Here is an 18,948-nt window from a genome sequence, read left to right on the forward strand (position 1 = left end):
CTATGGTACGAACCATTTTGACTTACCCGAACCCGGAACTGAAGAAGCGTTCCAACCCGGTGACGGTGATTACCGACAAAACCCGCGAACTGGTGCACGACATGGCCGACACCATGTACGACGCCCCCGGCGTCGGGCTCGCCGCCCCGCAGATCGGGGTGCACCAGCGCATCATCGTGATCGACGTCTCGGAGAAGAACGAGCCGCCCAACCTGATTGTCGCCATCAACCCGGAGATCGTGCACGGCGAGGGCGAGGAGTACGAGGAAGAGGGGTGCCTGTCGGTCCCCAAGTACTCCGCCAACGTACGCCGGCATGCCCGCGTGGTGGTAAAGGCCCTGAACCTCGAGGGTGAGGAGCAGACCTTCAAGGCCGACGGCCTGCTCGCCATCGCCTTCCAGCACGAGATCGACCACCTGGACGGGATCCTCTTCATCGACCACCTATCCCCTCTGAAACGCGGGATTTTTCGCAAGCGCTACCTGAGAGCCCAGGAAGACGCCCGGGAGCTTCATTAATGACAGGAATGCGCATCGTTTTCATGGGCACCCCCCAGTTCGCCTGCCCGACCCTGAAGACACTCATCGACCGCGGTGAAAACGTGGTGGCCGTGGTCACCCAGCCTGATCGCCCCAAGGGGCGCGGCCAGCAGACCCTGCCGCCGCCGGTCAAGGAACTCGCCGTAACGCACGGTATCCCGGTATTGCAACCGGTAAAGGTACGCCACCCGGAGGCGATCGAGGAGATCCGGGCACTCGAGCCCGACCTGATCGTGGTGGTCGCCTTCGGGCAGATCCTCCCCAAGGCGCTTCTGGACATCCCGGGCAAGGGGTGCATCAACGTGCACGCCTCGCTTTTGCCGCGCTACCGCGGTGCCGCGCCGCTCAACTGGTGCATCATTAACGGCGAAACCGAGACCGGCGTCACCACCATGCTCATGGATGTGGGACTCGATACCGGCGACATGCTCCTCAAGGCGGTGACCCCGATCGATCCGGACGAGGACACCTCGAGCCTGCACGACCGCCTCTCGATGCTCGGCGCCGAGCTTTTGGCCCAGACCATCGACCTGGCAGCCAAGGATATGCTGCAGCCGGAGAAGCAGGACGATGCACTCACCTGCTACGCTCCCATGATGAAGAAAGAAGACGGGCTGATCGACTGGACCCGGGACGCAGCCGCCATCAAGAACCAGGTGCGCGGCATGACCCCCTGGCCGGGTGCCTTCAGCTACCTGGACGACAAGTTCCTCAAGGTGTACCGGGTGCAGAAGGCCGACGGTGCCGGCCGCCCGGGCGAGGTGCTGCGTGCCAGCCGCGACGGCATCGAAGTCGCCTGCGGTACCGGCAGCATCGTCATTTATGAATTGCAGCTGGAAGGCAAGAAGCGTCTTCCGGCAGCCGAGTTCCTGGCCGGGTGCAAGCTCGAGCCCGGGACCCTGATAGGCAAGAAGGGGCTCCCCGTTGGTTAAGAAAGACAAAGCACAACAACCTCCCAAGAAACGGCTCTTCGTGGCCCTGATGGGTTTTACCTGTTTCTTGGTGGTCGGTATCATCTACCTGAGCTGGTGGATCCCCACCAAGGGACTTGCCAACATCCATCCGGACCTGCCGCGCCTGATCGGCATGATCTTCGGCATCCTCTCCGGAGTGGCCCTGCTCGGTACCCTGCTCCTGGTGCTCACCACAGCTCTCGGCAAGGACATCCTGTTCACCAAGTTCATGAGGGGCGTAGTCATCAAGTTCCTCCTGCCGCTCATCGAGTTCTTGGGGCGCCTGTTCGGAATCTCCAAGGACACCATCCGGCAGTCCTTCGTGGCCATGAACAACAGCCTGGTCGCCTCCCAGAGGCTCAAGATCAAGCCGGACCGGATCCTGATCCTGCTGCCGCACTGCCTGCAGCTCGCCGCCTGCGAGATCAAGGTGACCGGAGAGATCGACAAGTGCCTGCGCTGCGGGCGCTGCGACATCATGGGGCTCGCCGACCTGGCCCAGAAGTACTCGGTGGACATCTCGGTGGCTACCGGCGGTACCCTGGCGCGCAAGGTCATCGTCGAGAAGCGCCCCAAGCTGGTGCTGGCGGTCGCCTGCGAGCGCGACCTCACCTCCGGCATCAAGGACTGCTACCCGCTGCCGGTAATCGGCGTCCTGAACGACCGCCCCTTCGGCCCCTGCTTCAATACCAAGGTGGATGTGGAGAAGATCGACGAGGCGCTCCGCTCGGTGCTGGTCATCTCGTGATGTCTCTCCCCCGCGTTGCCCCGGTCTTGCGCTACCCCGCTCTCCTCGTCCTGGTACTCCTGATCCCGTTGCTCTTTGGCCCGACTCCGGTCTGCGCTGCGGCGGAGGCCCAGATCACGGAGTACCGGGTGGTGCACACCTTGGTACGCGACACGGCGGGGCGGCAGCGCCTGGCGATCCGGAGCTTCAACCGCGATGGGATCCCCCACCTCCTGCTGGTGGATCCGGCGACCTTTGCCACTTTCGACCTCCCTGCCGGTCAGTTCTCCACCGAGCCAAGCTCCGCCGAAAAGTTGCTTGCCGCAACCCCCTTCGGACGGGCTTTGCAAAGCTCGACCGCGGCCCCCTATCCGCTACAAAACGACGGTGCCACCCGCGCCGAGGCGCCGCTTGCCGGGGTCTGCCTCACCATCGACCTCTGCCCCTCGAAGCGCCCCTTCGAGCGCGAGCTCTTCGACACCCTGACAACCGGCGCCGCACCGGTTCCGGTGGCCGTCGCGGTGACCGGTGCCTGGCTCTTGAGCCACCCCGAGGAGCTCGCCTACCTGAAGCGCGAAGCTGCCGCCGGGAAGCTCGCCGTCACCTGGGTGAACCACTCCCTGCACCACCCCTACGACCCGCAGGTGCCGCTGGCCCGCACCTTCCTGCTCACCCCCGGGACCGACTTCGACGCCGAGGTGCTCGAGGTGGAGAAACTGCTGCTGGCGCGCGGCCTGGTGCCGTCCACTTTCTTCCGCTTCCCCGGGCTGGTCTCCGATGCCGCCACCGTGAAGCGCCTGCGCGAACTCTCCCTGATCCCGATCGGCGCCGACGCCTGGCTCGCCAAGGGGGAGCACCCCAAGAAGGGGAGCTTCGTCCTGGTACATGGCAACGGCAACGAGCCCAAGGGGATCAAGCTTATCCTCCCCATGCTGCGCCGCGGCGATCTGACCCTCATGCCGCTGGCCGCGGCATTTGGAGGGTAGAGCTGACGTCCCGCTTCCTTGAACCTGCAGGGCATCGTTTCGCCTTTTCCCCTTTTCCCCTGCTCCCCTGCTCCCCCAAGCTCTCCCTCTCCCGGTGGGCGAGGGGAGCCAAAAGTCTCGTGGCCAAAGCGTAAATCCACAGGTGTCGCACCTATGAAAAAGTTCCTGTTGCTCCTTATCCTCTCCCTCCTTCCTGCCTCGCTCTTCGCTGCAGATCTTCCGAGCCGCCTGGTGGCACAGGTCCCCACGCCGGTGCTGAACACCCCCGCGTTCGCCGCTTCCTTCTCGCACGGACGGCTCGACCCCTGCCTCGGCGAGCGCCCCATCGAGTTCGTGGCGCTCCCCGGCACGCTCTTCACCGTGCAGGGGGCCAGCGAGGATCACGGGGTCACCATCTACCGGGTCACCACCCGCGACTACCCTTATCCCTCAAAGACCGGCTACTTCGTGGACAGCAGATTCGTTCGCGCAGCCGAGATTTCGACGCCGGAGCGGGTCGCGCAGCTCCCGGGCCTTACCGAGATCCAGCAGGGACTGCTCGCCTCGCTGGGCAAAACCTACGTCTGGGGCGGTAACGTCAGGGAAGGGGTGGACCTCTTGGGGAAACTCTACCCGGAGGGAGACCGGTTGGCGGGTGTGGACTGCTCGGGGCTGCTCTACCAGGCGACCGACGGATTTACCCCGCGCAACACCTCGGCCCTCATCGGCTATGGCGCGGCGCTGTCGGTTGCCGGACTGAGCGCCCGCGAGATCGCCCGGAAACTCGAGCCGCTCGACTTGATCGTTTGGAAGGGGCACGTGATGATCGTGCTCGACAACGACAGCATCATCCAAAGCACCATGGGGTGCCCCGGTGTGGGCGGGGTGAGCATCTCCCCGATCGGGGAAGCCCTTGAAAAGCTCATGAAAAACAGAAAGCCCCGCGACAGCTATCCGCAGGGCTCGGCAGGCTCCAAAACCTTCGTGGTGCGCAGGTGGTTCAGGCGCTAGCGCCGGGGGGGACGGTCTTGCTGGAGGAAAGGGAGATGGAGAGCTCTTTCTCGGCCGCCACCAGATCGCTCTTGCCGGTCAGTTCGTCGCTGCTCGGCAGCGGCCCGTCCGGGACCACCGACAGGAACACCTCGACGATCTCGGGATCCAGCGAGTTGCCCGCCAGCGCGCGGACCATGTTGCGGGCTTCGGCGCAGGGATACCCCTTGCGGTAGGGGCGGTCCATGGTGAGCGCGTCGTAGATATCCGCTACCGAGACAATGCGGACCTCAATCGGGATCGCCTCGCCGGCAAGCCCGGTCGGATAGCCGGTGCCGTCGAAGCGTTCGTGATGGTGGTGGATGATGTTGGTGGCAACCTCGGACAGGTGAGCCTTCGCCGCCAGGTCGGCCCCCCAGAAGGTGTGCATCTTCATGGTCTCGAACTCGCGGTCGGTGAGCCGGTTCGAGCTGTTCAGGATGAATTCGGAGACCCCGATCTTGCCGCAGTCGTGCAGCCAGCTGCCGAACTTGATCTGGCGCTGGGTCTCCTTGGGAATCCTCATCGCCTCGGCTATCATGAGGGCATAGACCGCCACCCGGTCGCAGTGCCCCTTGGTGCTCGGGTCCTTCAATTCGATGGTCTGGGCCAGCGAGCGCAGTACCGATTCGTCCTCGCGCTGCATGGTCCGGTTCAGCCGGTAGCGCCGCAACCCCTCCTTCACCACCCCCAGAATCTCCTCATCCTGCCAAGGCTTCAACAGGTAGCGGAACACCTCCGAATTATTGATGGCGGCAAGCGCCGTGGGGAGGTCGATGTACGCCGAGATGAGCACCTTCACCGTGTCCGGCGAGACGCTGCGCAGGTGGGAGAGGAATTCGAGGCCCGACATCCCCGGCATCTGGTTGTCCGAGACCACCACGGCGATTTCGTTCTGCTTGATGAGTTCCAGCGCCTCTTCTGCGTTGGTCGCCGTCAGGATGCTGATCCCCCGCGAGAAAAACAGGTCCTTGGACATCTGGAGCGTGAGTTTGCTGTCGTCTACAAACAGAATTTCTGCTGCCATGATTTTCCCCTTGCTGGTTCTTCGGATCCGCGGCACTCCTACGGGGAGCCGCTGTGTGTCCGACGCTTGCCATACTATGGTCTCATGAAGTAATTGTCAATCCAAACATGGTGAAAAGGTGGGAGATAAGAGGGAATTAAAGGCTAGTTACTACGAGGGGTTATGTGGTTTCCGCTTTGTCTGACGGTTTCATTGGGACTATCTCACGGCGGGTGAGCTCTTCTCGGAGTGCTTCCAGCTGACGTGCCCCGGTCCCCTTGGCCTGCGCCAGTCGCCGGACCTCCGCGGCAGGTAGCGAGGGGAGCAGCAGGGTGAACCAGATGGCCGGGGTGTTGCGGTTGCCCAGCGCGGTGAGGCGGATCTTGGGACGCACCCCCCAGCGTTCGTGGCGCAGCACCGCTGAGATAGTCTCGGCGCTGGCCAGGGGGGAGCGGAGGTGGGCGAGCAGGTTCCCCTCCACCAAGCGCGGATTGCTGAGTACTGCCTGTACCAGGCGCAGTTCCCCCTCGGCCAACAGCGCCTCGAGGACGGTGGAGCTGCCGCGCCGGGCGAGGGTGATCTTGATCCCCAGTTCGGTGTCCGGCAGCCGTTTCAGGATGGCCTGTTGGGCCGCCGACTTGTGGTCGGCGCTGGCCGCCGGGTGACGCTGGACCTCGACCAGTTCCAAGAGGTGCAGTTGGCCCAGCAGTTCCTGTAAGAGTGCCGGCGGGGTAGCGGGATGGGCGGCCAGGGCGATCTTGACCCGTCGGCTCGCCATGGCCTGGGGAGTGTGCGCGACGCTGCGCAGCAGTGCCTCGGGGAGCTTCATCCGGCGCAGCACGGCCAAGAGGTGCGCCTCGCGCAGTTCGGGGTTCTTCAAGGCGGCCCGGACCAGGTCGGCGTCCCCCTCGCGCAGCAGCGTTGCCAGCTCTTCACCCTTGGCGGATAGGGCCTTAAGGAGCGTGGCGGCCCGGGCGGAGTCGAATGGGGCGGTGCTCGCCGTATCGCGGGGCTGGGGTGTTTCTATGGTGGTACCCATCCTTTCTCTTTGTTACTCGGCGCAGCAGGAGAGCCTCTGGATGTCCTGGCGGAAACTCTGCGCGCAGAGTTTGAGCCCTTCGCCCATGGAAGGGTAGACGTGCAGGGTCTCCGCGAGCTGCCCAACCGTCAGGTTGCAGCGGATGGCCAGTGCCGCCTCGTTGATGATGTCGGCCCCCCGGTGCAGGCAGAGGTGCACCCCGAGGATGCGCCCGCTCACCTTCTCCGCGACGATCTTGATGGCACCGCGCAACTCGCCGGTGATGTGTGCCTTGGGGATGGCGGAGGCCGGGATGGTGTGGCTGATCACCTCGAAACCGGCCTTGCGGGCCGCTGCCTCGCCGTAACCGACCATGGCAACCTCGGGGTCGGTGAAGATCGCCATCGGGATGGAGCCGTAATCGAGCACACAGCGACAGCCGGTATCGAGCATGTTGTCGACTGCGGAGATCCCCTCGCGGGCCCCGACCGTGGCGATCTGCAACCCACCGGTCACGTCGCCCGCCGCCCAGATGCCGGGCGCGCTGGTGCGCATCTCGCCGTCCACCTTGATGTAGCCGCGCAGGTCGGTCTCGACCCCCGCGTTCTCGAGTCCGATCCCGGCGGAGGCGGGTGCTGTCCCCACCGCAACCAGGAGCTGTTCGGACTGGAACACCTGGGGCTCCCCCCCTACCTCGGTGTCCACGTAGGTGATGCCGTTACGGTAGGCAACCGAGCAGATGGTGGCGTTCACCACGACCCTGATCCCTTCCGCTTCGAGCGCCTCGCGCAGGGCCTGGACCGGCTCCTCCTCGACCGCGGGAAGCAGTCGCTCGCCGTGCTCGATCACCGTCACCGCCACCCCGAGCCGGCTGAACATCTGGCCGAGTTCCAGGGCGATCACCCCGCCTCCCATGATGGTGAGCGAACTGGGGGGCGTCTTCATGAGGAGCGCGGTTTTGCTGGTGAGAAAGGGGGTATCGTCCAAACCGGGAATGGGCGGGATGCGCGGGGCGCCGCCGGTGGCGATGAGGATCCGGTCCCCCTTGAGAATCTGGTCGCCGACCTCTATGGTGGCCGGTGCCAGGAAGCGGGCGGCCCCCTTGATGAGCCTGAGGCCCGGAACGTTGTTCAGGACGTCCAGGTACTTGGTCTGGCGCAGCTCCTGGACCACCTCGAGCTTGTGGGCGTCGAGTCGGGGGAAGTCGAGGCCGTCTGTGGCGGTCCCCAGCCCGAGCGAAGCGCCCAGGCGTGCCTGGTGGCGGTAGAGTGCCGCGTGGATCAGCGTCTTGCTGGGGACGCACCCCCAGTTGATGCAGGTGCCGCCGAGGACGCTCTTCTCGATCATGACCGGGCGCGCCCCTTGCGCCTGCGCCCTGAGCGCCGCTGCAAAGGCAGTCGAACCCGATCCGAGGATGATGATTTCCGGTCCTTCACTCATGGGGAGATCTCCTGCACACCAGTGTACCGTGAAGTTCTTCATTGGTAAACCGGAGAAAGCCGCTCCGTTTGGTCTGGTCGCCGGCGGGGGGCGCCATTTGCCGTGACGCCGCGACTGGCGCTATGGCGCCGTCAGCGTGATGAGGGAAAGAGGCCACTCGAGGCAGGGGAGGATGGGCCGGGCTGGGATTTCAGGAAGCGTTTCATTGGAATGCCGGCTGTGCTGGGCGAGTGATTATTCCCAGGTCGAGTCGTTCTACTGGCCACGTTGCGCACCCTCCCTTGACGGGAGGGAGGCCTGCGGGCTTCTCATTCCACACCGGAGCGTGAGAGCTGAGGGATACACCCCTGCAACCTACTCCTTGCCCTACCAAAGATGCAGCCTTATCAAACTTCCCGTCCTGGCCGCAAAACTCTGCGAGTTATAACAAATTGGGGGGCGATAATCCTTGACACTCGCTGGAAATAATTGTACTTTTGCGAGCCTAACTCTCTGTACAGTATGCCTTTCGGCAGGTCCGGGCACTGTGTGAAATCATCGGTTAATTTGGAGGCGGCGTGTTGACATTTCAGGAGCTGATTCTCTCCCTGCAAGGGTATTGGGCCAAGCAGGGGTGCGTGATCCAGCAACCCTACGATACGGAAAAGGGTGCCGGTACCTTCAACCCGGCCACCTTCCTGCGCGTGCTCGGTCCCGAGCCCTGGAACGTGGCCTATGTGGAGCCCTCCCGGCGCCCCACCGACGGTCGCTACGGCGAAAACCCGAACCGGCTGCAGCACTACTACCAGTTCCAGGTGATCATGAAGCCTTCGCCGGCGAACATCCTGGACCTCTACCTCGATTCCCTGAGGGCCTTCGGCATCGACCCCGGCAAGCACGACATCCGCTTCGTCGAGGACGACTGGGAGTCTCCGACCCTGGGCGCCTGGGGGCTTGGCTGGGAAGTCTGGCTGGACGGCATGGAGATCACCCAGTTCACCTACTTCCAGCAGGCCGGCGGCATCGACCTGAAACCGGTCTCCTCCGAGATCACCTACGGCTGCGAGCGTATCGCCATGTACCTGCAGGGGGTGGACAACGTCTACGACCTCGAGTGGGTCAAGGGGATCAGGTACGGTGACATCCACCACGAAAGCGAGGTGGAGTTCTCTACCTACAACTTCGAGGAAGCCGACGTCGACATGCTCCTCAACCTCTTCAAGATGTACGAGAAGGAGTGCATCCGCCTGGTCGAGAAGGGGCTGGTGCTGCCTGCCTACGACTACGTCATGAAGTGCTCCCACACCTTTAACCTTCTGGATGCCCGCGGCGCCATCTCGGTTACCGAGCGCGCTTCCTACATCGGCAAGGTGCGCAACGTCGCCCGCCTGTGCGCCGAAGGGTACCTGCAGATGCGCGAGCGGCTCGGCTTCCCGCTTTTGAAAGGAGGCCGCTAATGGCTAAGGACCTTTTCCTGGAGATTGGTTGCGAGGAGATTCCGGCCGGCTTCATCCCGAAAGCCATGGCCGACATGGAAACCATCATCCGGCGCGAGCTGGAAAACGCGCGGCTCGAGTTTGCCGAGATCGTCACCATGGGGACCCCGCGTCGCCTGGTACTGGCGGTGAACGGCCTTAACGAGCGCCAGCCCGATGCGGAACTGACCGCCATGGGCCCGGCCAAGAACGTGGCCTACGACGCCGACGGCAACCCGACCAAGGCGGCCCAGGGCTTTGCCCGCGGCCAGGGTGTCGACGTTAACGACCTGAAGCTCGTGATGACCGAGAAGGGGGAGTACCTCGCCGCGGTGAAGAGCGAGATCGGTCGCGAGACCGCCGAACTCTTGACCGAGATGCTGCCGCGCCTGGTGAACGCCATCCCCTTCAAGAAGTCGATGCGCTGGAGCGACCTTGAGGTCCGCTTCGCCCGCCCGATCCACTGGATCGTCGCCCTTTACGGCGGCTCCGTGGTGCCGTTTGGCTTCGGCAACATCGTAAGCGGCTCCACTTCGCGTGGCCACCGCTTCATGGCCAACAGCACCTTCCCGGTGCGCGACCTGGCCCACTACCTGGAGGAGTGCGAGCGCCACTTCGTGATCCCCAACCCCGCCAAGCGCCAGGAGATCATCCGCGCCGAGATCGCCCGGGTGGCGAAACTCGCCGGCGGCAGCGTGCTCGAGGACGAGGCGCTCCTGGAGCAGGTCTCCTTCCTGGTCGAGTACCCAAGCGCCGTGCACGGCACCTTCTCGCCGGACTTCTTGGCCGTGCCGCGCGAGGTGCTCATCACCTCGATGCGCGAGCACCAGCGCTACTTCTCCCTGGTGGACGCGGCCGGGAAACTCATGCCGGGTTTCATCACCATCAACAACACCCTGACCGAGGACCCGAGCGTCGTGGTCAAGGGTAACGAGCGCGTTTTGAGGGCCCGTCTCTCCGACGCCCGCTTCTTCTTCGTGGAAGACCAGAAACAGACCCTGGAAAGCCGCGTCGAGCTGCTCAAAAGCGTGGTCTACCAGGCGAAGCTCGGCACCTCCTACGAGAAGATGGAGCGTTTCCGCTCGCTTTCCGGCTTCCTCGCCGCCAAGTTCAACCCGGCCGTGGCCGAGAAGGCGGCCCGCGCTGCCACCCTGTGCAAGGCCGACCTGGTCACCGGCATGGTGGGCGAGTTCCCCGAGGTTCAGGGGATCATGGGGCGCGAGTACGCCCTGCATGACGGCGAGGACCGCGAGGTCGCGGCAGCCATCGCCGAGCACTACCTCCCCACCCAGGCGGGGGGCGAGCTGCCGGCCTCCGACATCGGCGCCTTCGTTTCGCTCGCCGACAAGATGGACACCATCTGCGGCTGCTTCAGCGTCGGGCTCATCCCGACCGGTTCCGCCGACCCCTACGCACTGCGCCGCTCGGCCCTGGGGATCATCAACATCATCCTCGACAAGGGGTACCGGGTAAGCCTTGCCGAGTTCGTTGGCGCTTCTCTTGACCTCTTGGCCGCCAAGATGACCCGCAAACGCGATGAGGTCGAGCGCGACGTGCTCGAGTTCTTCAAGGTTCGCTTCGTGAACCTGATGGCCGACCGCTACGCCTCCGATGCGGTGGACGCCGTGGTGGCGGTTGCCTGTGACGACCTGGTGGACGCCGGTGCCAAGATCGCGGCCCTTGCCGAGTTCCGCAACCGCGAAGACTTCGCCCCGTTGGCCGTCGCCTTCAAACGCGTGGTCAACATCGTGAAGGAAGGGGTGGACACACCGGTCGCCGAGGCGCTCTTCCAGGACCCGGCGGAAGGCGCACTGTTCGCGGCCCTCGGTGCGGTCTCCGGCAAGGTGGACGCTGCGGTCGCTTCTGGCGCCTACACCGAGGCCCTGGCCCAGATCGCCACCCTGAAGGAGAGCGTCGACCTCTTCTTCGACAAGGTCATGGTCATGGCGGAGGACGAGAGGGTGCGCATGAACCGCCTGGCGCTCTTGACCGGCATCGCCCGCCTCTTCGCCCAGTTGGCCGACTTCTCGAGGCTATCGCCGTAATGATCAAGCAGACACTCGAGCGACGCGTTTCTCTCTGGGTCCTACACGGACTGGCAGAGCGGCTCACGGCGCCCGCATGACGCTCACGTAAACCGCCGTCACCTTCATGGTCGACGGCGGTTTTGTCTTTTGAGAAAAGTAGAGTATACTAATAAAACTCACATTCTTGATGCACTAATCTTTAAGGGGGTTATACATGAAGTACGTGTACTTTTTCGGCGCGGGAAAAGCGGACGGCAATGCAAAGATGAAGGACCTGTTGGGTGGTAAGGGGGCCAATCTTGCCGAAATGACGAGCATCGGGCTGCCGGTTCCCGCCGGTTTCACCATCACCACCGAGGTCTGCACCGAGTACTACAAGAACCAGAAGAACTACCCCGCGGGGCTCAAGGAAGAGGTCGCCACGAACCTGCGTGCAGTCGAAGATCTAATGGGAAAGAAATTCGGCGATCCGAAGAACCCCCTTTTGGTATCGGTCCGCTCGGGTGCCCGCGCCTCCATGCCCGGCATGATGGACACCATTTTGAACCTTGGTTTGAATGACACCACGGTGCAGGGGATCATCGCCCAGTCCGGCGACGAGCGCTTCGCCTACGACGCCTACCGCCGCTTCGTGCAGATGTACTCCGACGTCGTCATGGGGATGCACAAGGACGAGCTGGAGCAGCTCCTCGAGCGCAAGAAAGAGGCGCGCGGCGTGCACCTCGACACCGAGCTGACCGTGGCCGACTGGAAGGAGCTGGTCGGGGCGTTCAAGACGAAGATCCAGGAAACCCTGGGGGTTCCTTTCCCCGAGGAGCCGGAGGCGCAGCTTTGGGGTGCCATCGGCGCCGTGTTCGGTTCCTGGATGAACCAGCGCGCCATCACTTACCGCAAGTTAAACAGCATCCCGGCCGAATGGGGTACCGCCGTCAACGTGCAGTCCATGGTCTTCGGCAACATGGGTGACGACTGTGCCACCGGCGTCGCTTTCACCCGCGACCCCTCCACCGGTGAGAATTACTTCTACGGCGAGTACCTGGTGAACGCCCAGGGCGAGGACGTGGTGGCCGGCATCCGCACCCCGCAGCCGATCAACCGCGCCAAGCACAAGCCGGGCGACCTCCCCTCCATGGAGGAGGTGCTGCCGGATTGCTACCAGCAGCTCGTGAAGATCCGCGAGATCCTCGAGAAGCACTACCGCGACATGCAGGACATCGAGTTCACCATCGAGACCGGCAAGCTCTACATGCTGCAGACCCGTAACGGCAAGCGCACCGCGAAAGCTGCCATCAAGGTCGCCGTGGACATGGTGAACGAGGGACTCATCGACGAGAAGACCGCCGTCCTCCGCGTGGCTCCCAACCAGCTCGACCAGCTCCTGCACCCCTCGCTCGATCCCAAAGCCGACAAGAAGGTGATCGCCAAGGGGCTGCCGGCCTCTCCGGGTGCCGCCTCCGGCACCGTGGTCTTCACTGCCGACGAGGCAGAGAGCCAGGCGAAGCTCGGCAACAAGGTGATCCTGGTGCGCGTCGAGACGAGCCCCGAGGACATCCACGGCATGCACGCCGCCCAGGGGATTCTCACCGCCCGCGGCGGCATGACCTCGCACGCAGCCGTCGTGGCGCGCGGCATGGGCAAGTGCTGCGTGGCCGGTTGTGGCGACATCAAGGTCGACTACGCCAGCGGCAAGTTCACCGCCAAGGACGGCACGGTCATCAACAAGGGTGACGTGATCACCCTGGACGGTGGCACCGGCGAGGTAATGCTGGGCGCGGTTCCGACCGTGGCCGCCTCCGCCTCCGGCGACTTCGCAACCCTCATGGGCTGGGTGGACAAGTTCCGCCGCATGAAGGTACGCGCCAACGCCGACACCCCGCACGATGCCCGGACCGCACGCGAGTTCGGCGCCGAAGGTATCGGCCTGTGCCGCACCGAGCACATGTTCTTCGAGGCGAGCCGCATCGCCGCGGTGCGCGAGATGATCCTCGCCGCCGACATCGACGGGCGCCGCAAGGCCCTGGCCAAGATCCTCCCGATGCAGAAAGGAGACTTCATCGGCCTGTTCCGCGAGATGAAGGGGCTGCCGGTCACCATCCGTCTCCTCGACCCGCCGCTGCACGAGTTCCTCCCCCAGGAGGACAAGGACATCGAGGAACTTTCGCGCACCATGGGTGTTTCGGCCCAGACCCTGCGCCACAAGGTGGAGTTCCTGCACGAGTTCAACCCGATGCTCGGCCACCGCGGCTGCCGCCTCGGGGTCACCTTCCCGGAGATCTATGACATGCAGGTGCAGGCCATCATGGAAGCGGCCTGCGAACTGGTGCGTGACGAGGGGTTCGAGATCGTCCCCGAGATCATGATCCCGCTCGTCTCGGTGACCAAGGAACTCTCGCTGATGCGCGCCAATGCGGTGGCGGTCTGCGAGGAGGTCATGGCCCGTTACAAGGTGAAGGTGAACTACCTGATCGGCACCATGATCGAGCTGCCGCGTGCGGCGATCACCGCTGATTCCATTGCCACCGAGGCCGACTTCTTCTCCTTCGGCACCAACGACCTGACCCAGACCACCTTCGGTCTCTCCCGCGACGATGCCGGTAAGTTCCTCCCGTTCTACGTGGAGAACAACATCATTGAGGAAGACCCGTTCGTTTCGCTGGACCAGGACGGCGTCGGCGCCCTGGTGAAGATGGGCTTCGAGAAGGGGCGCTCCACCCGCGCCTCCCTCAAGGTCGGGATCTGCGGCGAGCATGGCGGCGATCCCTCGTCCGTCATCTTCTGCGACTCGGTCGGTCTCGACTACGTCTCCTGCTCGCCGTTCCGCGTGCCCATCGCCCGTCTGGCCGCAGCCCACGCCACCCTGGGTGCGAAGTAACCAGTTGCCGGGATTCCCCTCTCCCTCTGGGAGAGGGGAATCCCGCCGCTGCACCAAACCAAGCGCCTCCGGAGTCATTCTCCGGGGGCGCTTTCATTATTTCGGCTTGACACCTTCCTAGACGTTGTTGTAAACACGTGGTAACGCTAGAATGGGGCTTGAATGCTCCACATGAAAAAATCAGATGGGGGAACGGTAATGGCTAACGGTGTAGTCAAGTGGTTCAATGACGCGAAGGGGTTTGGTTTCATCGAGCAGGAAAACGGCGTGGATGTGTTCGTTCACTTCTCGGCCATTCAGTCCGAGGGCTTCAAGTCCCTCACCGAGGGCGATGCCGTCTCCTTCGAAGTGACCCAGGGAGCCAAGGGGCTGCAGGCCGCTAACGTGACAAAGATCTAAGTCATACAGCAGACACCAAAGGGGCCCCGGGGACTTGCTTCTTCGGGGCCTTTTTTGCGGTTGAGCCTCCGCAACCCTTACCGATACCCTTAGAGATAGACGGACATGCGCATCAACGAGAAGACAGATTCACCGGCAATAGCCAAGAAAGGGAAGGGGGCCGTAGCAGCCAAGGCCGCTGGGGGCTCCTCCAAGCCGCTCTTTGCCGGCCGCTTGGAACAGATCGCCAGGACGAGCGCCGAATACCAGGGTGAACTGCAGCGGCTCAAGGAGGAGATCGACGAGGCCGGCACCAACCTCGAGAAGGAGCCGACCATCGCCAACTTCAAGACCTTCCGGGGCCTGCTGGGTACCTTGGCCCGTAAAGTGAGTTCCGAGGCGTACCGGATGGAGCTTTTGGGAGGCGGCATCACCGGCCGCACCCATGAGGTGATCACCGTGATCGACAAGGAGGCCGATCTGCTCTACCACCTGATCATGCGTGAGCAGAAGGACCACATCCGCATCGTCGGGCAGATCATCAAGATCAAGGGGCTGGTGGTGGACATCCAGCTCTAGGCGCAGCCGCCGTGAGGTCGCAAGAAAAAAGATAGGGAGGCTCCCGTGCGGGGTGCCTCCCTTTTTGTTGTGATGCGGCGCAGGTGGTGCTGCCGGCGCCCTCACCCCAGCCCTCTCCCGGAGGGGGAGGGAGTGATGGCCTCCCTGCGATGCTGACAGCTGAGGTTTCGCTTAGCCGGTCACTGCATCGTTTCTCGTTGTCAATTGCCCATTGTCACTTGTCAATTGATGTCAAGCTACGCTCACCGCGAGTCGTCCCACCTGTGCGATCTCCGCCACCACCGTATCGCCGCTCTTGATCGGGCCGACGCCGGCCGGGGTACCGGTCAGGATGATGTCGCCCGGCTCGAGTGTGAAGATGCCGGAGAGGTAACTTATGAGCTCCGGGATGCGGTGCATCATGAGCGCGGTGGAACCGTTTTGGCGCGGCTCGCCATTCACGGAGAGGGTGATCAGGACATCCTGCGGGTTCGCGACCGAGGCGGCGGGGACGAATTCGGAGAGCGGGCAGGCGGTGTCGAACCCCTTGGCGATCTCCCAGGGGAGCCCCTTCTTCTTCTGCTCGGCCTGCACGTCGCGCAAAGTCAGGTCGATGGCGACTCCGAACCCGGCAAGGTGGCTGAGCGCGGATTCGACGGGAATCGCTTTCCCTCCGGTTCCGATCAAAAGCGCCAGTTCCGCCTCGTGGTGGCAGTCGCTGCTGTAGGAGGGTATCACGATCTTTTCCCCTTCGCCGATCACGCTCGACGCCGGCTTCATGAAGAGCACCGGCCGCTCGGGCATCTCGTTCCCCAGCTCCTTGATGTGGTCCACGTAGTTTCTGCCGATGCAGAGGATCTTGCCGATGCGGATCTCTTCCGCGCTCCCCTTGAGCTTTGCGGTTTTCATGTAGGTACCCTCCGGGAAAGATGATTTATGGTGTGGTGTTTGGGGGGATGTGTTGTGTATCAGAGGCAACAGGCGTTCCATTTCCACGAAGCGCGGCAGGTGCCTGACGTCCTCCCCTTTGCGAAGGGGAGGCAGCGGGGATTTGCCTCAGAAGGCTGCCACGACGGTGTTTGCCACAGCGCAGTATCCCCCTAAATCCCTCTTCGCAGAGGGGGGCTTTCCAACTGCCACCTCTGTATAAGCTGCACCACTGATTCGGCGCTAACTCCAGCTCTCAAACACTCTCGCCGTTCACCACCCGACGCTCCCCTGCTTCCAGCCGGCACCCCTGCCAGCTGCCGCGGCGCCTCAACTCGTTCACGATCCGGTACCACATCTGGTTGTTCTTGAGGTCCCAGTTGGGCGCAACCCGGATGGCGAGCGGCGCGGAGCCGTAGAGCCGCTGAATGGTTATCTGCGGCGGCAGCTCCTCCAGGAAATCGCAGATGGTCCCGACGTACTCGTCGATGGATATGGGGGTGAAGGTGCCACTGCGGTAGAGTTCCGCGAGCCGGGTCCCCTCGACGACGTGCAGCTGGTGCAGCTTCACCGAGTCGATGGGGAGCTCGGAGATGAGGCGGGCAGTCTTCAAGAAGCCGGCCCGGGTCTCGCCGGGGAAACCGTAGATGAGGTGGGTGCAGATCTCGATGCCGCGCCCGGCCAGGCGCTCGACGGTGTCCAGGTACTCCGCCAGGTTGTGGCCGCGGTTGATGCTGTCGAGGATGCCGTCGTCCATGGACTGCAGTCCCAATTCGACGCAGATGTAGTAGTCGCGCGCCAGCTCGGTCAGGAGCTCGATCGCCTCGTCGGAGACGGAGTCGGGACGGGTGCCGATGGAGAGACCGAGCACGTCCGGATGGTCCAAGGCGCGCCGGTACAGGTCGGAGAGCTTATCCACCGGGCCGTAGGTGTTGGTGAACTTCTGGAAGTAGACCAGGAACTTCGAGCTGTGCAGGCGGGTTCTGTGGTAGGCCATCCCGTCGGCCATCTGGGCCTCGATCGGGATGATCGCCTCGGTCCCCTTGGGGGAGAAGGAGCTGTTGTCGCAGTAGATGCAGCCGCCCGTCCCGCGGCTGCCGTCGCGGTTCGGGCAGGTGAAACCGCCGTCGACGTTCACCTTGGAAACGCGGCAGCCGAAGCGCCGGCGCAGGTAGCTGCCGTAGGAGTTGATGCGCAACTCTTTGTGGATCAGTTCGTTTGGCATGTTCGGCATATCAGACGACGGCCGGCTCCAGGTGCGGCAAGAGGGAAAGCAGGGCACGCGCCGCCTCGCGCGGCTCGGGGGCCGACATGATGGCGGAAATGAGCGCCACACCATGCACCCCGCAGGAGAGTGCCTCGGCACAGTTCTCGGGCTTGATCCCCCCCAGCGCGAAGACCGGGATCTGCAGCAGTTCGACCACGGTGCGCAAGAGCGCTGGACCGACGGGATCGCCGTAGTCCGCCTTCGACGGGGTGAAGTAGACCGGCCCGAAGGTGATGAAGTCTGCCCCCAGCTCCTGGGCCGTGATGGCCTGGACCTGGTTGTGGCAGGAGACCCCGATCAGCTTCTTCTCGCCCAAAAGGCGGCGCACCTTGTAGATGGGGAGCGAACTCGCCCCGACGTGCACGCCGTCGGCGTCCACGGCAAGGGCCACGTCAACCCGGTCGTTGATGAAGAGCTTGGCGCCGTGGCGGGCGGTCAACTTCCGGAGCTCGTAGGCCGTTTCGTAGAGTTCCTTGCTGGTGAGGTCTTTCTCCCTTAACTGGACCGCGCGCACCCCGCCGCGCAGGGCCTCCTCAACCACGTACTCGAGTCCCCGCCCTAACGTCTCGGCGTGGGAGGTGATCAGGTACAGGTTGAAGTCGATCCAGGGGGAATCCTGTCTCACTTGATGAGCCCGGTGATGGGCGACGAGGCGCTGGCGTGCAGCTTCATCGGGATCCGTCCGGCGCGGTAGGCGAGGCGCCCGGCACGCACGGCGAGGTTCATCGCCTCTGCCATGGCGATCGGGTCCTGGGCTCCGGCTATGCCGGTATTCATGAGCACGCCGTGGCAGCCAAGCTCCATGGCGATGGCCGCGTCGGAGGCGGTCCCCACGCCGGCGTCCACGATGACCGGAACCTTCACGGTGTCCAGGATGATCCTGATGTTGTAGGGGTTGCGGATCCCCAGGCCCGAGCCGATCGGCGCGCCCAGGGGCATAACCGCGGCGCACCCCAGGTCCTCGAGGCGCTTGCAGATGATCGGGTCGTCGCTGGTGTAGGGGAGCACGGTAAAGCCGTCCTTCACCAGCACCTCGGCCGCCTTCAAGAGCTCCTGGTTGTCCGGGAACAGGGTCTGCTCGTCCCCCAGTACCTCGAGCTTCACGAAGTCGGAGAGTCCGGCCTCGCGGGCCAGTCGGCAGGTGCGGATGGCGTCGTCTGCCGTGTAGCAGCCGGCGGTGTTGGGGAGCAGGGTGTATTTCTTCAGGTCGATGTGGTCGAGGAGCGATTCCTTGTTGCGATCCGAGATGTTCACCCGGCGCACCGCCACGGTGATGATCTCGGCCCCGGAGGCCTCGAGGGCGGCAACCATCTGGGGGTAATCGGCGTATTTGCCGGTCCCCACCATGAGGCGGGAGTTGAATTCGCGTCCGGCGATAACCAGTTTGTCGGTAGTCTCAGGCATGTTCTCTTCTCCGGTTGCTAAAGGATCTGCTGCGGTGCTGCGCCGGCAGGGATGAGTTACCCCCCTCCCACGAAGTGCACGATCTCCAGGGAATCTCCGTCCTTTAGGAGCGTCCCGGCGTACTCGGCCTTGGGGAGGATCTCGCGATTCAGTTCGACGGCCACCCGGCGCGGGTCGATACCCAAACCCTCCAGGTAGCCCTGAACGGAAACGGGTTCGATGGCTTGGGCTTCGCCATTGACGGTAATGTTCACAGCTGCTCCGAGTTGTGTATACGTTGTCTGGGATTGAAAAAGCCGGTGCTGGGGAGCAACCGGCGGCGGGTCGGGCACACCTGCCACCCGGCAGGTCCGACTGCCAGGGCGCTGTGCCGTAAACTAGATG

The 18,948-nt window shown here is 63.7% G+C and carries 18 protein-coding genes; 10 read left to right on the top strand and 8 right to left on the bottom strand.

Annotated features, from left to right (window positions below; translation table 11 throughout):
- The first annotated feature begins 2 nt into the window (after nucleotides 1-2).
- The 5 genes from def (at nucleotide 3) to H7688_RS15215 (ending at nucleotide 4,195) form a co-directional block, all read left to right on the top strand.
- Nucleotides 3-518, top strand: coding sequence for a peptide deformylase (def, locus tag H7688_RS15195; RefSeq protein ID WP_183362029.1), 516 nt, complete (start codon nucleotides 3-5; stop codon nucleotides 516-518).
- Nucleotides 518-1,471 (top strand): methionyl-tRNA formyltransferase, encoded by a 954-nt coding sequence (fmt, locus tag H7688_RS15200; protein ID WP_183362030.1) that lies wholly within the window; start codon nucleotides 518-520, stop codon nucleotides 1,469-1,471. The genes def and fmt overlap by 1 nt, the downstream gene beginning before the upstream one ends.
- A 49-nt stretch (nucleotides 1,472-1,520) precedes the next feature.
- On the top strand, nucleotides 1,521-2,240 hold the full coding sequence (locus H7688_RS15205; protein WP_183362277.1) for a DUF116 domain-containing protein: 720 nt from the start codon (nucleotides 1,521-1,523) through the stop codon (nucleotides 2,238-2,240).
- Nucleotides 2,240-3,205: a polysaccharide deacetylase family protein gene (locus tag H7688_RS15210; RefSeq protein WP_183362031.1), complete on the top strand. Its 966-nt coding sequence runs from the start codon at nucleotides 2,240-2,242 to the stop codon at nucleotides 3,203-3,205. The genes H7688_RS15205 and H7688_RS15210 overlap by 1 nt, the downstream gene beginning before the upstream one ends.
- A gap of 153 nt (nucleotides 3,206-3,358) precedes the next feature.
- Nucleotides 3,359-4,195, top strand: coding sequence for an NlpC/P60 family protein (locus H7688_RS15215; RefSeq protein ID WP_183362032.1), 837 nt, complete (start codon nucleotides 3,359-3,361; stop codon nucleotides 4,193-4,195).
- Here the strand turns inward: H7688_RS15215 and H7688_RS15220 are convergent.
- The 3 genes from H7688_RS15220 to merA form a co-directional block, all read right to left on the bottom strand.
- Nucleotides 4,185-5,240, bottom strand: a complete 1,056-nt coding sequence (locus H7688_RS15220) for an HD domain-containing phosphohydrolase (RefSeq protein WP_183362033.1) — start codon at nucleotides 5,238-5,240, stop codon at nucleotides 4,185-4,187. The two genes, H7688_RS15215 and H7688_RS15220, sit on opposite strands and share 11 nt — an antisense overlap.
- Before the next feature lie 160 nt (nucleotides 5,241-5,400).
- Nucleotides 5,401-6,258 (bottom strand): hypothetical protein, encoded by an 858-nt coding sequence (locus H7688_RS15225; protein ID WP_183362034.1) that lies wholly within the window; start codon nucleotides 6,256-6,258, stop codon nucleotides 5,401-5,403.
- A gap of 12 nt (nucleotides 6,259-6,270) precedes the next feature.
- On the bottom strand, nucleotides 6,271-7,677 hold the full coding sequence (gene merA, locus H7688_RS15230; RefSeq protein ID WP_183362035.1) for a mercury(II) reductase: 1,407 nt from the start codon (nucleotides 7,675-7,677) through the stop codon (nucleotides 6,271-6,273).
- A 560-nt stretch (nucleotides 7,678-8,237) separates the two neighbouring features.
- Here merA and glyQ point away from each other — a divergent pair.
- From glyQ to H7688_RS15255, 5 genes are all read left to right on the top strand, one after another.
- A complete protein-coding gene (gene glyQ, locus H7688_RS15235) occupies nucleotides 8,238-9,113 on the top strand; it encodes a glycine--tRNA ligase subunit alpha (protein WP_183362278.1) in 876 nt (291 codons plus the stop codon).
- Nucleotides 9,113-11,176: a glycine--tRNA ligase subunit beta gene (gene glyS / locus H7688_RS15240; protein ID WP_183362036.1), complete on the top strand. Its 2,064-nt coding sequence runs from the start codon at nucleotides 9,113-9,115 to the stop codon at nucleotides 11,174-11,176. The genes glyQ and glyS overlap by 1 nt, the downstream gene beginning before the upstream one ends.
- Nucleotides 11,177-11,372: 196 nt before the next feature.
- A complete protein-coding gene (gene ppdK / locus H7688_RS15245) occupies nucleotides 11,373-14,030 on the top strand; it encodes a pyruvate, phosphate dikinase (RefSeq protein WP_183362037.1) in 2,658 nt (885 codons plus the stop codon).
- Between the two features lie 198 nt (nucleotides 14,031-14,228).
- Nucleotides 14,229-14,429 (top strand): cold-shock protein, encoded by a 201-nt coding sequence (locus H7688_RS15250; RefSeq protein ID WP_183362038.1) that lies wholly within the window; start codon nucleotides 14,229-14,231, stop codon nucleotides 14,427-14,429.
- 105 nt (nucleotides 14,430-14,534) lie between these two features.
- Nucleotides 14,535-14,987 (top strand): YaaR family protein, encoded by a 453-nt coding sequence (locus tag H7688_RS15255; protein WP_183362039.1) that lies wholly within the window; start codon nucleotides 14,535-14,537, stop codon nucleotides 14,985-14,987.
- Nucleotides 14,988-15,218: 231 nt separating this feature from the next.
- On the opposite strand, the gene H7688_RS15260 is transcribed toward H7688_RS15255, so the two are convergent.
- The 5 genes from H7688_RS15260 to thiS all read right to left on the bottom strand — a co-directional run bounded on the left by H7688_RS15260 (nucleotide 15,219) and on the right by thiS (nucleotide 18,818).
- Nucleotides 15,219-15,875, bottom strand: coding sequence for a fumarylacetoacetate hydrolase family protein (locus H7688_RS15260; RefSeq protein WP_183362040.1), 657 nt, complete (start codon nucleotides 15,873-15,875; stop codon nucleotides 15,219-15,221).
- A 274-nt stretch (nucleotides 15,876-16,149) separates the two neighbouring features.
- Nucleotides 16,150-17,118, bottom strand: coding sequence for a tRNA modification radical SAM protein MnmL/YtqA (mnmL, locus tag H7688_RS15265; RefSeq protein WP_183362041.1), 969 nt, complete (start codon nucleotides 17,116-17,118; stop codon nucleotides 16,150-16,152).
- Nucleotides 17,119-17,128: 10 nt separating this feature from the next.
- Entirely contained in the window at nucleotides 17,129-17,785 is a 657-nt protein-coding gene (thiE, locus tag H7688_RS15270; protein WP_183362042.1) for a thiamine phosphate synthase, read from the bottom strand.
- Nucleotides 17,782-18,564, bottom strand: coding sequence for a thiazole synthase (locus H7688_RS15275; protein ID WP_183362043.1), 783 nt, complete (start codon nucleotides 18,562-18,564; stop codon nucleotides 17,782-17,784). The genes thiE and H7688_RS15275 overlap by 4 nt, the downstream gene beginning before the upstream one ends.
- A 56-nt stretch (nucleotides 18,565-18,620) precedes the next feature.
- Nucleotides 18,621-18,818, bottom strand: a complete 198-nt coding sequence (thiS, locus tag H7688_RS15280) for a sulfur carrier protein ThiS (protein WP_183362044.1) — start codon at nucleotides 18,816-18,818, stop codon at nucleotides 18,621-18,623.
- Between the last annotated feature and the right edge of the window lie 130 nt (nucleotides 18,819-18,948).

The organism is Geomonas limicola (assembly GCF_014193675.1).
In the GTDB taxonomy this organism is placed as follows: domain Bacteria; phylum Desulfobacterota; class Desulfuromonadia; order Geobacterales; family Geobacteraceae; genus Geomonas; species Geomonas limicola.